General features: G+C 69.4%; 12 protein-coding genes. 3 read left to right on the top strand and 9 right to left on the bottom strand.

The window, feature by feature from the left end:
* Positions 1 to 14: 14 nt before the first annotated feature.
* From ilvC to ACFO6Q_RS06900, 8 genes are all read right to left on the bottom strand, one after another.
* The gene (gene ilvC, locus ACFO6Q_RS06935) at positions 15 to 989 is read right to left on the bottom strand and encodes a ketol-acid reductoisomerase (protein ID WP_380019870.1); all 975 of its coding nucleotides are present in this window, start codon (positions 987 to 989) and stop codon (positions 15 to 17) included.
* A 159-nt stretch (positions 990 to 1,148) separates the two neighbouring features.
* Positions 1,149 to 2,852 (bottom strand): dihydroxy-acid dehydratase, encoded by a 1,704-nt coding sequence (gene ilvD / locus ACFO6Q_RS06930; RefSeq protein WP_380019869.1) that lies wholly within the window; start codon positions 2,850 to 2,852, stop codon positions 1,149 to 1,151.
* Complete coding sequence (gene leuB, locus ACFO6Q_RS06925; protein WP_380019868.1) at positions 2,849 to 3,916, bottom strand: 3-isopropylmalate dehydrogenase; 1,068 nt, start codon at positions 3,914 to 3,916, stop codon at positions 2,849 to 2,851. Before leuB ends, ilvD begins: the two co-directional genes overlap by 4 nt.
* Before the next feature lie 183 nt (positions 3,917 to 4,099).
* Positions 4,100 to 4,681: a 3-isopropylmalate dehydratase small subunit gene (gene leuD / locus ACFO6Q_RS06920; RefSeq protein WP_380019867.1), complete on the bottom strand. Its 582-nt coding sequence runs from the start codon at positions 4,679 to 4,681 to the stop codon at positions 4,100 to 4,102.
* A 163-nt stretch (positions 4,682 to 4,844) separates the two neighbouring features.
* Positions 4,845 to 6,260, bottom strand: a complete 1,416-nt coding sequence (gene leuC, locus ACFO6Q_RS06915; RefSeq protein WP_380019866.1) for a 3-isopropylmalate dehydratase large subunit — start codon at positions 6,258 to 6,260, stop codon at positions 4,845 to 4,847.
* A gap of 247 nt (positions 6,261 to 6,507) precedes the next feature.
* The gene (locus tag ACFO6Q_RS06910; protein WP_380019865.1) at positions 6,508 to 7,452 is read right to left on the bottom strand and encodes a branched-chain amino acid transaminase; all 945 of its coding nucleotides are present in this window, start codon (positions 7,450 to 7,452) and stop codon (positions 6,508 to 6,510) included.
* Positions 7,453 to 7,529: 77 nt separating this feature from the next.
* Positions 7,530 to 9,116, bottom strand: a complete 1,587-nt coding sequence (locus ACFO6Q_RS06905; protein ID WP_380019864.1) for a 2-isopropylmalate synthase — start codon at positions 9,114 to 9,116, stop codon at positions 7,530 to 7,532.
* A 477-nt stretch (positions 9,117 to 9,593) separates the two neighbouring features.
* Entirely contained in the window at positions 9,594 to 10,337 is a 744-nt protein-coding gene (locus ACFO6Q_RS06900; protein WP_380019863.1) for an FAD-binding oxidoreductase, read from the bottom strand.
* A gap of 83 nt (positions 10,338 to 10,420) precedes the next feature.
* Here ACFO6Q_RS06900 and ACFO6Q_RS06895 point away from each other — a divergent pair, with 83 nt between their 5' ends.
* The 3 genes from ACFO6Q_RS06895 to ACFO6Q_RS06885 all read left to right on the top strand — a co-directional run bounded on the left by ACFO6Q_RS06895 (position 10,421) and on the right by ACFO6Q_RS06885 (position 14,713).
* Positions 10,421 to 11,383, top strand: a complete 963-nt coding sequence (locus ACFO6Q_RS06895; protein WP_380019862.1) for an ATP-binding cassette domain-containing protein — start codon at positions 10,421 to 10,423, stop codon at positions 11,381 to 11,383.
* Between the two features lie 86 nt (positions 11,384 to 11,469).
* Complete coding sequence (locus ACFO6Q_RS06890; RefSeq protein WP_380019861.1) at positions 11,470 to 12,246, top strand: ABC transporter permease; 777 nt, start codon at positions 11,470 to 11,472, stop codon at positions 12,244 to 12,246.
* A 136-nt stretch (positions 12,247 to 12,382) separates the two neighbouring features.
* Positions 12,383 to 14,713: a delta-60 repeat domain-containing protein gene (locus tag ACFO6Q_RS06885; RefSeq protein WP_380019860.1), complete on the top strand. Its 2,331-nt coding sequence runs from the start codon at positions 12,383 to 12,385 to the stop codon at positions 14,711 to 14,713.
* Here ACFO6Q_RS06885 and ACFO6Q_RS06880 read toward each other — a convergent pair.
* A complete protein-coding gene (locus tag ACFO6Q_RS06880; protein ID WP_380019858.1) occupies positions 14,710 to 15,498 on the bottom strand; it encodes a TatD family hydrolase in 789 nt (262 codons plus the stop codon). The two genes, ACFO6Q_RS06885 and ACFO6Q_RS06880, sit on opposite strands and share 4 nt — an antisense overlap.
* Positions 15,499 to 15,582: the final 84 nt, after the last annotated feature.

The following is a 15,582-nucleotide window of genomic DNA, read 5'->3' as shown; positions in this document are numbered from 1 at the left end:
GAGAAGGGAAAACCTCAAGCCTCGTTGAGCCACACCATCTTCGCGCGCAGCTGCGCGCCGACCTTCTCGATCGGATGCTCGAGGTCGGCCTGCTTCATGCGCCGGTAGTTCGGCAGACCGGCCTTGTATTCCTCGCTCCAGTTGCGCGCGAAGGTGCCGTCCTGGATCTCCTTCAGCACCGCTTTCATGCGCTCCTTTGTCGCCGCGTCGACGATGCGCGGACCGCTGACGTAGTCGCCGTACTGCGCGGTCTCGGAGATGAAGTTCAGCATCTTGGTGATGCCGCCCTGGTAGAGCAGGTCGACGATCAGCTTCAGCTCGTGCAGCACTTCGTAGTAGGCGATCTCCGGCCGGTAGCCGGCCTCGACGAGGGTCTCGAAGCCCTTCTGCACCAGCTCGCTGGCGCCGCCGCAGAGCACGGCCTGCTCGCCGAACAGGTCGGTCTCGGTTTCTTCCTTGAAGTCGGTCTCGATCAGCAGCGCGCGCGCGCCGCCCAGACCCGCCGCGTACGCCATCGCCTTGTCCTTGGCGTGGCCGGACACGTCCTGGTAGACCGCGTACAGGCACGGCACGCCGCGGCCGATCTCGTACTCCGTGCGCACCAGATGACCCGGCCCCTTCGGTGCGACCAGGATCACGTCAATGTCCGCGCGCGGCGCGATCGCCTTGAAGTGCACGTTGAAGCCGTGCGCGAACAGCAGCGCCGCGCCCGGCCGCAGGATCGGCGCGATCGCCTCCTCGTACAGCTTGGGCTGCACCATGTCCGGCGTCAGCACGGCGACCAGATCGGCGCCCTTGACCGCCTCGGCGGGCGTGGCGACCGCGAAACCGTCGGCGGCCGCCTTCGCTGCGGTCGGTCCGCCGGCGCGCAGGCCGACGACGACGTCGAGTCCGGAATCGCGCAGGTTCAGCGCGTGCGCGCGGCCCTGGCTGCCGTAGCCGAGGATGGCGATGCGCGAGTCTTGCAGGGCTTGCGTGGTAACGGTCATTTCGATCTCCGGGGCATGAATGGACGTGCTTCTCCTTCTCCCGATGCGGGAGAAGGTGGCGCGTAGCGCCGGATGAGGGGAACGGAGCGAAAGACCCCACTCCGATTTCCCTCACCCCAACCCTCTCCCGCAAGCGGGAGAGGGGGAACCGCAAAAAGATCACGAACTGGTCACGGCGCCTTTCGCCGCCGAACCGACCAGCTTGGCGTACTTCGCCAGCACGCCGTGCAGCACCTTCGGTGCCGGTGCCTGCCACGCCGTTCTGCGCGCCTCCAGGTCGGCATCGGTTTCGATCACTCGGCGCGCGGCGTCGATGACGATGCGGTCGCCGTCGCGCAGCAGCGCGATCGCTCCGCCGCGGGCGGCTTCTGGCGCGACGTGGCCGACCATGAAGCCGTGCGTGGCGCCGCTGAAGCGGCCGTCGGTGATCAGCGCGACGTCGTCACCAAGGCCGCGCCCGACCAGCGCCGCGGTGACGGCGAGCATCTCGCGCATGCCGGGGCCGCCGACCGGCCCTTCGTTGCGGATCACCACGACGTCGCCGGCCTGGATCGCGCCGGCCTGCACCGCGCGGAACGTGTCCTCCTCGCTCTCGAACACGCGTGCGCGTCCTTCGAAGTGCAGGCGGCCCTTGCCGGCCAGCTTGAGCACGCAGCCCTCCGGTGCGAGGTTGCCGTACAGGATCGAATAGCCGCCACGCGGCTTGAACGCGCGCGCCACCGGCACGACGACGGCCTGGTCGGCCGGCGCCGGCGGCGCGGCGTCGAGTTCGGCGAACAGGCTGCGGCCGGTCGTGGTCGGCACGTCGGCCACCAGCCCCGCCGCGCGCAGCTCGCGCAGCACCTGGGCGAGGCCGCCGGCCGCGCTCATCTCGATCGCGGTGTAGCGCCCGCCCGGCATCAGGTCGGCGATGACCGGCGTCGACACCGAGGCGTCCTCGAAGTCTTCCAGCGTCAGCGCCACGCCGGCCTCGGCGGCGATCGCCAGCAGGTGCAGCACGGCGTTGGTCGAACCGGCGGTCGCCGCGGCGACGCGCGCGGCGTTGCGGAACGCGGCCGGCGTCATCACGTCGCGCGGGCGGCGCTGCGCGCGCAGCGCGTCGAGCGCGAGCGTGCCGCAGCGGCGCGCGGCGTCGAGCTTGGCTGCGTCGGTGGCAGGAATGTCGTTGAAGCCGAGCGGTGACAGGCCCAGCGCGGTCAGCACCATCGCCATCGTGTTGGCGGTGAACTGGCCGCCGCAGGCACCGGCGCCGGGACAGGCCTTGCGTTCGACGTCGGCCAGGCGCGCGTCGTCGATGGTTCCCGCGCCGTGCGCGCCGACCGCCTCGAACACCTGCTGCACGGTGATGGAACGGCCGTCCAGACGTCCGTGCGCGATGCTGCCGCCGTACAGCGCCACGCCGGGGATGTTCAGCCGCGCCAATGCCATCGCCGCGGCCGGAATGGTCTTGTCGCAGCCGCACAGCACGACCATCGCATCGAGCGAATGGCCGTCGACGGCGAGTTCGATCGAATCGGTGATGACCTCGCGGCTGACCAGCGAGGCGCGCATGCCCGGCGTGCCCATCGCGATGCCGTCAGTGACGGCGATGGTGTTGAACTCGATCGGCGTGCCGCCGGCCGCGCGCACGCCCTCGGCTGCGGCCTCGGCGAGGTCGCGCAGGTTGAGGTTGCACGGCGAGATGTTCGACCACGTGTGCACGATCGCGACCAGCGGCTTGGCGATCGCCTCGGCGTCGAGGCCGGTCGCGTACAGCATCGCGCGCGCCGGTGCGCGATCGGGGCCGGATTTCATGACGTCGCTGCGCAGCGGCACCGAAACGACCGCCTCGATCCGCTTCGCGCCGGGTTTCGGCTCGCTCATGCGGCTTCCCGCCTTTGTGCGGCCAGCGCGGCCCGCACCGATCCGGCGAGATCGCTCGTGCCAGCCTTGCCGCCGAGGTCGCGCGTCAGTTCGCCGCTGGCGAGCGCGCTCTCGACTGCGGCCTCGACCGCCGCCGCTTCGGCGTCCAGGTGCAGCGAGTGGCGCAGCAGCAGCGCCGCACTGAGGATCGCGCCGAGCGGATTGGCCAGCCCCTGCCCGGCGATGTCCGGCGCCGAACCGTGGATCGGCTCGTACAGGCCGACGCGGCCTTCACCGAGCGAGGCCGACGGCAGCAGGCCGAGCGAGCCGGCCAGCGCGGCGGCCTCGTCGGTGAGGATGTCGCCGAACAGGTTCTCGGTCACGACCACGTCGTAGGACGCCGGCCGCGTCAGCAGCAGCATCGCCATCGAATCGACCAGCTGGTGCTCCAGCTGCACGTCTGGGTAGTCCGAAGCGATGCGCGTGATGGTCTCGCGCCACAGGCGCGAGGTTTCCATCACGTTCGCCTTGTCGACCGAGGTGACGTGGCGGCGGCGGCCGCGCGCCAGCTCGAACGCGCGGCGCGCGACGCGCTCGATCTCGGCGACGGTGTACCTCGTCTCGTCGGTGGCCGTGTCGGCGCTGCGCGTCTTCGCGCCGAAGTAGGCACCGCCGGTCAGCTCGCGCACGAACAGCACGTCGACGCCGGCGAGCTTCTCGTTCTTCAGCGGCGACAGCCCGGCCAGGCGCGGATGCACGCTGACCGGGCGCAGGTTGGCGTACACGCCCAGTCCGGCGCGCAGCGCCAGCAGGCCCTGCTCGGGCCGCACCGGCGCCTTCGGGTCGGACCACTTCGGTCCGCCGACCGCGCCGAGCAGCACCGCGTCGGCGGCCTTGCACGCCGCCAGCGTCGCCGCCGGCAGCGGCTCGCCGTGCGTGTCGATGGCGATGCCGCCGATCGCGTGTTCTGCGAAGGCGAACTCGTGACCGTGGCGGCGCGCGACGTCGGCGAGGACGTCGACCGCGGCGGCGATGACTTCGGGGCCGATGCCGTCGCCGGGGAGGATTGCGATGTTGGCTTTCATGTTCTTCTCAGGTTGCGTCGATCGTGGATTTCGCTTTTCCGGCCATACGCTTTTTTTTTCACGCGAGTGAAAGAGCTCTCTCGCAGACGCGCAGGGAACGCGGAGAAATACGTCTCCTCTGCGTTCTCCGCGCCTCTGAGAGGATTCCTTCTTGTATGCGCCGGGTCCTCATGCAGCAGTCGACTACGCCGCTTCGCGCGCACGCTCGAACGCCGCGATCGCGTCCGCGTGCTTGAGCAGGAAGCCGAGCTGGTCGACGCCTTCGATCAGGCAGTGCCGCGCGAACGCGTCGAGCTCGAAGCCGAAGCGGCCGCCGTCGGGCAGTTCGATCGTTCCGGCGGCGACGTCGATCGCCAGCTCGATGCCCGGATGGTCGAGCAGCCAGCGGTGCTCCGCCTCGCTCAGCACGATCGCGAGCACGCCGTTCTTCAGCGCGTTGCTGCGGAAGATGTCGGCGATCTCGCTGGACAGCACCGCGCGGATGCCGTAGTCGGCCAGCGCCCACGGTGCGTGTTCGCGCGAGGAGCCGCAGCCGAAATTGCGGCCGGCGACGAGGATCTGCGCGCCGCTGGCCTCCGGCCGGTTCAGCGCGAAATCCGGGTTCTCGCTGCCGTCCTCGCGATAGCGCCAGTCGTTGAACAGCACGCGCCCGAGGCCGGAGCGCTGGGTGGTGGTGAGGAAGCGCGCCGGCACGATGCGGTCGGTGTCGATGTTCTCGAACGGCAGCACGACGGTGCGCGAACGCAGGGTGGCCAACGGTGTCATGCAACCTCCGGACGCATGTTGATTCCTCGCGCAAGCACGGACGGATCCGACGTCATTCCCGCGCAGGCGGAATTCCATTGCGCCGCTCCTGCGCCGCTCAGGATCAAAAGGGATTCCCGCGTTCGCGGGAATGACGAAGGCAGGAGACGAAGCAGCGCGGGTTTCATGCAGCCTCCTGCGCGGCGTAGTCGCGCGGGTCGGCGATGCAGCCGGCCAGCGCGGTCGCGGCGGCGACCAGGGGGCTGGCCAGCACCGTGCGCACGCCCGGCCCCTGCCGGCCCTCGAAGTTGCGGTTGCTGGTACTGACGATCAGCTGCCCCGGCCGGCCGATGTCGCCGTTCATGCCCAGGCACATCGAGCAGCCCGGCTCGCGCCATTCGGCGCCGGCGGCGCGGAACACCTCGTGCAGGCCTTCGCGCTCGGCGTCGAGCTTGACCTGCTCGGAGCCCGGCACGACCAGCATGCGCAGGCCGTCGGCGATGCGGCGGCCGCGCAGCAGCGAGGCGGCCTCGCGCAGGTCCGGAAGGCGCGAGTTCGTGCAGCTGCCGACGAAGACGACGTCGACCGGCGTGCCGGCGAGCGCCTGGCCGGGCTCAAGCCGCATGTAGTCGAGTGCACGGCGCTCCTGCGCACCGGCAGGCGCCGGCACACGCGCGCCGATCGGAGCGACCATGCCCGGATGCGTGCCGTAGGTGATCGAAGGCTCGATCGCCGCGGCGTCGATGCGCACTTGCGCGTCGTAGCGCGCGCCTTCGTCGCTGCGCAAGGTGCGCCAGTAGGCCACGGCACGGTCCCAGTCGGCGCCTTGCGGTGCGCGTTCGCGTCCTTTCAGCCAGGCGAACGTGGTCTCGTCCGGCGCGATCAGGCCGGCGCGCGCGCCGGCTTCGATCGACATGTTGCACACCGTCATGCGCTCTTCCATCGACAGCGCCTGGATCGTGTCGCCGCGATATTCGACGACGCAGCCGGTGCCGCCGTTGACGCCGATGCGGCCGATCACGTGCAGGATCAGGTCCTTCGCGCCGACGCCGGGACGCAGCCGGCCCTCGACGTGAATCGCCAGCGTCTTCGGCTTTCTCTGCAGCAGGCACTGCGTCGCCAGCACGTGGCCGACCTCGGTGGTGCCAATGCCGAACGCGAGCGCGCCGAACGCGCCGTGCGTGGACGTGTGGCTGTCGCCGCAGACGATCGTCATGCCCGGCCGGGTCGCGCCGAGCTCGGGACCGATCACGTGCACGATGCCGCGGTGCGCGCTGCCCCAGCCGTGCAGCTCGATGCCGAACTCGCGCGCGTTGCGCTCCAGCGCGGCGACCTGCTGCTCGGCTTCGGCGGTCGCATACGGCCGCCGGCCGGCCGCGTCCGGCGGCAGGGTCGGCGTGGAATGGTCGAGCGTGGCGAGCACGCGATCGGGCCGGCGCACCTTCAGGCCGCGCGCGCGCAGCTCGTCGAACGCCTGCGGCGAGGTGACCTCGTGGAGCAGCTGGAGGTCGACGTAGAGGACCGCCGGCGCGGAAGCCGACTCCGGCGCGACGAGGTGCGCGTCCCAGATCTTTTCGAACAGCGTGCGGGGTGTGGTCATGAGCGAATGCGTGTGTGAGATGGATGGCGTATCGGGTAAATCGTCGTCTGCCGGACGTTCCCTCTCCCGCTTGCGGGAGAGAGCAGGGTGAGGGTTGTCGGAGCGGAGTGCTTCACTCCGGCTTCCCCCCATCCGCGTGACTCGCGCCATCCATGGCGCTCGCCCTTCGGGCCAGCTTCGCTGTTCGCAGGCGCTCCTGCGCCCGCGGTCGGCACCTTCCCCCGCCTCGCGGGGGAAGGAAAAGGGTTCAGGCCGCGGCCCTCGCCAGCGCCTCGTCGTGCACCGGCGTCAGCCAGCCGCGCCGGTCCGGCGTGCGTCCCTCGAACAGGCCGAAGAAGGTGTCCTGCAGCGCGCGCGTGATCGGGCCGGGCTTGCCGTCGGCGACCGGCTTGCGGTCGACCGAGCGCACCGGCGTGATCTCGGCCGCCGTTCCGGTCATGAAGATCTCGTCCGCGGCGTACAGCGCCTCGCGCGGCAGGTCGCGTTCCTCCACGGCGATGCCGAGGTCGCCGGCCAGCGCGATCACGCTGTCGCGCGTGATGCCGGAGAGGATTCCGGCGCTGGTCGGCGGCGTCAGCAGCCGGCCCTTGCGCAACACGAACAGGTTCTCGCCGGCGCCTTCGCTGAGCAGGCCGTTGGTGCCGAGCGCAATGCCCTCGGCGTAGCCGCCGCGCCGCGCCTCGAAGGCGATCAGCTGGCTCGACAGGTAGTTGCCGCCGGCCTTGGCCCAGCTCGGGAAGGTGTTCGGCGCCGGGCGGTTCCACGAGGACACGCACACGTCGGCGCCGTGCTCGCGCGCCTCGCCGTGGTAGGCGCCCCAGTTCAGCGCGAGGATCGACACGTCCACCGGCGAGCCCTCCGCCGGCAGCACGCCGAGCCCGCCGGCGCCGCGGAACACGATTGGCCGCACGTAGGCGCTGTCCAGGCCGTTGGCGCGGATCAGCTCCAGGCAGGCCGCGTTGATCTCGTCCTCGCCGTAGCCGATGTCGATCTCGTACATGCGCGCGGACTCGAACAGGCGCCGCGTGTGGTCCTCGAGCCGGAAGTAGCACGGCCCGCGCGGCGTCGAGTAGACGCGCTCGCCCTCGAACACCGAGGAGCCGTAGTGCAGCGCGTGCGCGCTGACGTGCACGGTCGCCTCCGCCCAGGGCTTGAGCCTTCCGTTGTGCCAGATCAGCGGTGCGTGGTTCATGACGTCGACCCTTCGTGGTTGTCGTTCGGTTGCGTGACGGATGTCGATCAGACGGATGTTGATCAGACCGATGTCGATCAGTGGTTGGCGGCCAGTGCGGTGGCGACGCGCTGCGTGGAGTGTTCGATGCGGTTGACGATCTCGAGCACGGCCAGCGCGGCCGCCTCGACGATGTCGGTGGAGACGCCGCGACCGGTGAGATTGCGGTTTTCGTGGCGCGCGCTCAGCGTGGCCTGGCCCTGCGCGTCGCCGCCCTCGCCGAGTGCGCGGATGCTGAATTCGTGCAGGGCGAGGTCGCAGCCGACCGCGCGTGCGACCGAGCGCAGCACCGCGTCGACCGGGCCGTCGCCGATCGCCGCCTCGCTGACGCGGCGGCCGTCTTCGTGGAGCAGGCGCACCGAGGCGGACGCGCTGCCGCCGAGATGGCTGGCCGCGTGCAGGTGCTCGAGCGTCCACGGACCGGCCGCCTCGGGATCGCGGCCGACCGCGAGCGCCTCGAGATCGCCGTCGTGGACCTCCTTCTTGCGGTCGCACAGTGCCTTGAAGCGCGCGAAGACGTCCTCGAACGCGGCCTCGTCGAGCGTGTAGCCGAGCGTCTTCAGGCGATCGCGCAGCGCGTGGCGGCCGGAGTGCTTGCCGAGCACGAGCGAGGAGCGCGCGCAGCCGACGTCCTCGGGCCGCATGATCTCGTAGGTCGCGCGATGCTTGAGCACGCCGTGCTGGTGGATGCCCGATTCGTGCGCGAACGCGTTCTCGCCGACGATCGCCTTGTTGCGCGGGATCGTCGCGCCGACCAGGTTGGCGAGCAGGCGCGCGGTCGGCTGCAGCCGCTCGGTGCGGATGCCGGTGCGCGCGCGGTAGAGGTCGTGGCGCGTGCGCAGCGCCATCACGATCTCCTCCAGCGAGGCGTTGCCGGCGCGTTCGCCGATGCCGAGCAGGGTGCATTCGGCCTGGCCGGCACCGGCGGCGATCGCCGCCAGGCTGTTGGCCACCGACATGCCGAGGTCGTCGTGGCAGTGCACCGACAGCACCACCTGCTCCACGCCGCGCACGTGGCGGCGCAGGTAGGCGATGCGCTCGTACATCTCGGCCGGCGTGGTGTAGCCGACGGTGTCGGGCGTGTTGAGCGTGCGCGCACCCGCCTGGATCGCGGCGCTGAACACCTCGGCGAGATAGTCCGGCTCGGTGCGGATCGCGTCCTCGGCGGAGAACTCGACGTCGTCGCACAGCTCGCACGCGCGGCGGATCGCGCTGGCCGCCGTGTCGACGACCTGCTGCTTGCTCATGCCGAGCTTGTGCTCGCGGTGCAGCGGGCTGGTCGCCAGGAAGATGTGGATGCGCGCGTGCGCGGCCGGCTGCAGCGCGCGCGCAGCGGTCTCGATGTCGTTGACCTGCGCGCGCGCCAGGCCGCAGATGCGCGCATGGCGGACTTCGGTGGCGATCGCGCGCACCGATTCGAAGTCGCCGTCCGAGGCGATCGGGAAGCCCGCCTCGATGACGTCGACGCCCAGCTCCTCCAGCGCGTGCGCCATGCGCAGCTTCTGCGCGCGGCTCATCGAGAAGCCGGGCGACTGCTCGCCGTCGCGCAGGGTCGTGTCGAAGACCAGGACGCGCCGTTCGGCTACGTCGGCTTCGCTGTCGGTCGTGGTGTTTTCAGCGTTCATCTGGGTCCCGAACTTGGTGAGAAAGGCGACCGGGGCGGCCGCCGAGGGGTCTTGCGAAGCCGGAGCTTCCTGGTGTCCTTGCGGCCTTGCGGGCCGCGCGATCCCGGACGGACCGCAAAAAAGTTCATAAAAAAACCCCGCATCCGTCGCCGGGTGCGGGGTTTTCGGGTGTCTTCGGCCTGTTTCGCCTTCGACGCGTGCCCTAACCCGCACCTCCGCTGGTAATAAGGAGTACGAGTACAAGGACGAGCGCGCCGCGCTGCACGAGCAGGGCACGAACGAGCACCGCCGCCGCGAGGCGGTTGGCGATCGGACGGTGGCTGCTGCGATGCGACATGGAGCCGACCCTAAACGAGTCGAAAACGGTATGTCAAGCGTTGCGCATTGCCGAATGTTGGCACGTTTCTTGGCGGGAATTGCGCGGCGCGAATTTCCGTCTGGACGTCCAGACGGCCGTGCCAACGAAACCGCGCCGCCTCAGCGCGAGGAGACGTACTTCTCGCGCCGGATGTGCGGCACCGGCAGGCCGGCCTCCTTCAGCATGGCGAACGTCTCGTCGACCATGTTCGGATTGCCGCACAGATAGGCGATGTCGTGTTCGGCGTTCGGGCCGAGCTCGCCCAGCGCGACCTGGGCGCGTCCGCTGCGGTCGTGCGGCCGCGGCACCGCACGCGGCGTGCGGCTGAAGCACGGATGGAAGGAGAAACCCGGCACCTCGCGCGCGAACGCCTCGAACTCGTCGCCGTAGAGCAGCTCCTGTTCGTTGCGCGCGCCGTAGACCAGCGCGAACGTGCAGCCGCGCGAGGCGGTCAGCGCACGGATCTGCGGCAGCATCGCGCGGTACGGCGTGACGCCGGTGCCGGTGGCGACGAGCAGATAGCGGCGGTTGGTGTCCGCATCCATCAGGCAGAAGCGGCCGAAGGGGCCGCTGGCGTCGATCGTGTCGCCCTCGTCCAGCTGCGACAGCAGCGCCGTGGCCGCGCCGCCCTCGACGTAGGAAACCGCGATCTCGACGCGCTGCACCGTGCCGCTGCCGTCGCCGACCGTGCCGACCGAATAGCTGCGCTTGGTCGCCTTGCCGTCGGCGTAGTGGAAGTGCACCTGGATGAACTGCCCCGGCACGAAGGCGAACGGCTGGCCGTCGTCGCGCTCGAAGGCGAGATGGCGGACGGACGGGGCCAGCATGTGGCTCGCGGCGAGGCGGAGCTTGAAATGTTCCATCGAGGCGGCAACTGGGGGCAACGGACAGCCCGGTATACTAGCAGGCGGCCGCGTTTCTCCCCCGTGCGCCCTCTCCGGAACCCATGACGAACATCCCCGCACTCGACGTCGTCGAGCTGAAGAAGACCTATCCGAACGGCGTGCAGGCGCTCAAGGGCGTCTCGCTGAGCGTGCAGCCCGGCGACTTCTTCGCCCTGCTCGGCCCGAACGGCGCCGGCAAGTCGACCCTGATCGGCATCCTTTCCTCACTGGTCAACGCCACCGGCGGCGACGCGCGCGTGTTCGGCGTGTCGGTGCTGCGGCAGCGCAGCGCGGCGATGCGCCTGATCGGCCTGGTGCCGCAGGAGCTCAACTTCAACCTGTTCGAGAAGCCGTTCGACATCTGCGTCAATTCGGCCGGCTTCTACGGCATCCCGCGCCGCGTCGCCGCCGAACGCGCCGAGAAGTATCTCAAGCAGCTGGCGCTGTGGGACAAGGCCTTCGACGCCGCGCGCGCGATGTCCGGCGGCATGAAGCGCCGGCTGATGATCGCGCGGGCGATGATGAGCGAGCCGAAGCTGCTGATCCTCGACGAGCCGACCGCCGGCGTGGACATCGAGATCCGCCGCTCGATGTGGAAGTTCATCAGCGGCATCAACGCCGCCGGCACCACGGTGATCCTGACCACGCACTATCTCGAGGAAGCCGAACAGCTCTGCCGCAACATCGCCATCATCGACCACGGCCGCATCATCGAGAACACGTCGATGAAGCAGCTGCTGGGCAAGCTCGACGTGGAGACCTTCGTGCTCGACCTGGTCGAGCCGGTCGCCGCCCTGCCGGAAGTCGCCGGCGTGAGGCTGACGCGCGTGGACGAGGTCACGCTCGAAGCGGAGATGTCGCGCGAGCACGACCTGAACTCGCTGTTCGCCGCGCTCTCCGCGCACGGCGTGACGGTGCGCTCGATGCGCAACAAGGCCAACCGCCTGGAGGAGCTGTTCGTGCGCCTCGTCGAGAGCGGCAAGACCGCCTCGGACACGGTCGAACGCGGCCCGCAGGCCGCGTGAGGGAACGCGAAGTGCCGAACGGCGGCCGCTCCACCGACGAACCTCCGCGGGTCCTGCGCGAACTTCCCGAATCCGGAAAACCAGAAATGTCCTCTTCCCCGAACCTGATCGCCTTCTTCACGATCACGCGCCGCGAGGTGGTGCGCATCCTGCGCATCTGGATGCAGACCCTGCTGCCGTCGGCGATCACGATGACGCTGTACTTCGTCATCTTCGGCCGCCTGGTCGGCAGCCGCATCGGCGAGATCGCGCCCGGCATCCAGTACATCGACTACATCGTGCCGGGCCTGATCATGATGGCGGTGATCACCAACAGCTACGGCAACATCTCGTCCTCGTTCTTCGGCGCGAAGTTCGGCCGCCACGTCGAGGAAATGCTCGCCTCGCCGATGCCGCCGTGGGTGATCCTCGCCGGCTACGTCTGCGGCGCCGTGCTGCGCGGCCTGCTGGTCGCGGCGATCGTGCTGGCGATCTCGCTGTTCTTCACGCGCATCCACCTGTACCACCCGTGGATCACGCTGTCGACGATCCTGCTGACCTCGATCGTGTTCTCGCTGGCCGGTTTCGCCAACGCGGTGTGGGCGAAGAAGTTCGACGACATCGCGCTGGTGCCGACCTTCGTGCTGGCGCCGCTGACGTACCTGGGCGGCGTGTTCTACTCGGTCGACCAGCTCGGCAGCCCGTGGCGCGAGATCAGCTACGTCAATCCGATCCTCTACATGGTCAATGCGTTCCGCTACGGCCTGCTCGGCATCAGCGACGTGCCGCTCGGCGTCTCGTTCGCGGTCATGCTCGGCTTCGCCGTCGCGCTCGGCGTGCTCGGCATGGTCCTGCTCCAGCGCGGCGTCGGTCTGCGCAGCTGACGCGTGCGCAGGCCGCCCCGGCTCTCGACCTGAGCCGATCGCCCTCCTGCTCGTGGCTGCGGCTGCCACCGAAGTCACTCTCCCAACGTATGATAGCCGCCGACGCGGAGAGTCGGGGATCGGGCGAATGGCACGGATGAGCGCGGACTTCCTACGCTGCTGCGCCAAATTCCTGCTGGTGCTGGCGACGTCGCCCGCCATCGCGCAATCGCCGACGCCTCTGCCCGTGCCGAACGTGCCCGTGGGGCTTCAGGGAACGATTTCCGCGATCGCACGCCAGCCCGATGGCGGCCTCATCCTCGGCGGCTCGTTCACGATGATCGACGGTATACCCCGCCGGAATCTCGCGCGGCTCCAGCCAGACGGCACGCTAGACCCGGACTGGAATCCCTCGGCCGACAGCGAAGTCGTCGCGCTTGCGGTGGACGCGGCCGGCGACGTCTACGCCGGCGGATCCTTCAAGGTCGTCGACGGACACCCTCGCGCCTTCGCCGCGAAATTGTCGGGAACGGGACGCGGTTCGCTGGACGCGTACTGGAACCCCGGTTTCGGCACGGAAGACGTCCCGGATGGGGCCGTCCTGTCTCTTGTCGTCGACACGCACGGCAACGTGTTTGCCGGAGGGAACTTCCATTCCGTCGGCGGACTGCAGCGGGACTTTCTCGCCAAACTGGATGGGGACGGCACGGGAGCCGTCGACCCCCAATGGGCCCCGTCGGTCGAAACCGCCGTCAATGCGCTGGCGATAGGGCCCACGGAAAGCCTGTACGTCGCGCGAATCCCGCCGGACAACTCTCCCGGCTTTCCGACGGAAAACCTATGCGACGTGCTCTGCATCCAGAAGATTTCGACTTACGGTGCCGGCGCGGCGGCTGCCGACTGGAATCCTCGATTCATCACCGGTGCCGCTTCTGCGCTGCTGATCGATGCCGAAGGCTCACTGTATGCCAGCGGGTCGTTCGGGACTGCGGCCGGAGCATTCCTCACCCTGGTTCGGTTCCCGGACGGAAGCGATGGGGAAATCGATGACGGCTGGACCTCACCGATAACAGGGTCGACGGCCGCCCTGGTTGCCGACGGTGCCGGCGGGCTGTACGTCGGTCACGAGCAGGGCGTCAGCCGCCTATCCACGATGTCGTCCGGCGCGGTCGTCGTGGACTGGACATCGCACACCGGGAAGTACCCCGCCGCCCTGGCGATCGGCATGAACGGAGACCTGTATTCAGGCGGAAATTTTCAGCCAATCGGGAATCCGCCGACATTTGGCCTTGATCGCCTGTCGCCCGTGGACGGCAGCCCGAAGGCCACCGTCGAGGCCCAGTCGCCGGGATGGGTCGAAGCCATTGCCCATCAGCCGAACGGCGGAACGATCGTGGGAGGCTTGTTCTCACGCGCCGGCACGTTCGCACGCCAGAACATCTTTCGCATTGCGCCGGACGGAAATGTCGATCCGGATTGGATACCCTCGCTTCCGGAGCGAGCAATGGCGCTCGCCGTGGATGCGGACAATGCCGTCTATGCCGGCACCGCAGCGAGAGCGGGAGCGACCGGCGCCGTGATCAAGTTCGCCGGCTCCGGCTCGGGCCAGCGCGATCCGCTTTGGAGCAATCCCATCCCCGAAGGCAGCGTCGGCACCATCGCGCTGGACCCGCGCGGAAGCACGCTTGTCGTCGGCGGACTGTTCTCCCGGGTTGACGGAGTCTCGCGACGGAACATCGCCCGGCTTTCGATGTCCGACGGCTCGCTGGACACGACCTGGAACGCCTTCGTGGACTACTGGGTGCAGGCCGTCGCCTTGGACCGTTCCCTCACAGCCTACTATGTCGGCGGCGCAGCCCTCGCCGATCCTCTGAACCATCATGGGCTGACGAAGTTCTCGGCGTCTTCCGGCGCGGTCGACGCGTCCTGGCAGCCGCCGATCGTCTCGAACGAAGTCTCCGCCATCGCCGTGGCACCGGACGACACGATTTACATCGGAGGTGGCCGATACGCCTCTACGTGGGAGGGCTACTCGTCTCGCTGGTCCGTCGAGAAAATATCGCCGGCAGGCCTGGTGCTCGATCGCTGGGACGGGCCCGAAAACGCCGACGACGAGCCCAGCTACGCGTACGCATTGATCGTCGGCCCGGGCGGCGCGGTCTACGCGGGCGGATGGTCCTCGTCCAGCGGAGCCCACCTGACGAGATACTCCGGCACTGCAGACCCCTCATCGGGCACGCAGTGGAGTCCTGCCATCGACGGCGGGGCGATCAATGCCCTGGAATTGGATGGAAAGGGCCACCTCTACGTCGGTGGCCAGTTCCAGACCATCGGCGCACAGCCGCGCATCGGCTTGGCCGCCTTGCCGATCCCCTCCGACCCGGTTCAACCGCGGCCGCACAGACAGCGTCCGCTGCCGCCGATCGTCCGCGAACGCCCCCCACGCGCGGACAATTTCCTGCCACCGGTTGGCGCACGCGAGCGCTAGCCGAGCCCGAAGAAAGCCACCGCATTGGCCGTCGTCCGCGCCGCGGTTTCCGCGACATCCTCGCCGCGCGCCGCGGCGACCGCGGTGCAGATGTGCGCCAGATACATCGGCTCGTTGCGCCGGTGCGAGGGCTTGGGGTGCAGGTCGCGCGGCAGGAGGTACGGCGCGTCGGTCTCGATCATCAGGCGGTCGGCGGGAATGTGCTTCACCAGCTCGCGCAGGTGCAGGCCGCGGCGCTCGTCGCAGATCCAGCCGGTGATGCCGATGTACCAGCCGCGGTCGAGGTAGGCGGTCAACTCCTCGCGCTCGCCGGTGAAGCAGTGCACGACGACGCGGCCGATGCGGTCGCGCACCGGGTCCAGGCAGGCGAGGAAATCCGCGTGCGCGTCGCGCTGGTGCAGGAACAGCGGCTTGCCGCTGTCGACGGCGATGGCGAGCTGGCGCTCGAACGCGGCGATCTGCGCCGCGTGCGGCGAGTAGTTGCGGTAGTAGTCCAGCCCGGTCTCGCCGACCGCCTTCACCTCCGGCGCGGCGGCCAGCTCGCGCAGCAGCGCGTCGGTGGCGTCGTCGTACTCGTGCGCGTGATGCGGATGCACGCCGGCGGTGGCGTACAGCAGGCCCGGATGCGCGCGCGCCAGCTCGCGCGCGGCGCGGCTGCCGCCGGCGCTGGCGCCGGTCACGACGAGGCGTTCGACGCCGTGCGCGCGGGCGCGCTCGAGCACCGCGTCGAAGTCGGCGCGGAAGGATTCGTGAGTCAGGTTCGCACCGATGTCGACCAGCCGCATGCGCACTTCACTCCACCGTTCAAACGCGCGATTATGCGGCGAAGGTGCGCCGGCGCCTACGCACGCCGGCCGAAACGGATCCAT

The sequence above is a fragment of the Dokdonella ginsengisoli genome (assembly GCF_042652785.1).
GTDB lineage: Bacteria > Pseudomonadota > Gammaproteobacteria > Xanthomonadales > Rhodanobacteraceae > Dokdonella_A > Dokdonella_A ginsengisoli.
This window is presented reverse-complemented; position numbering and strand designations above follow the sequence as displayed.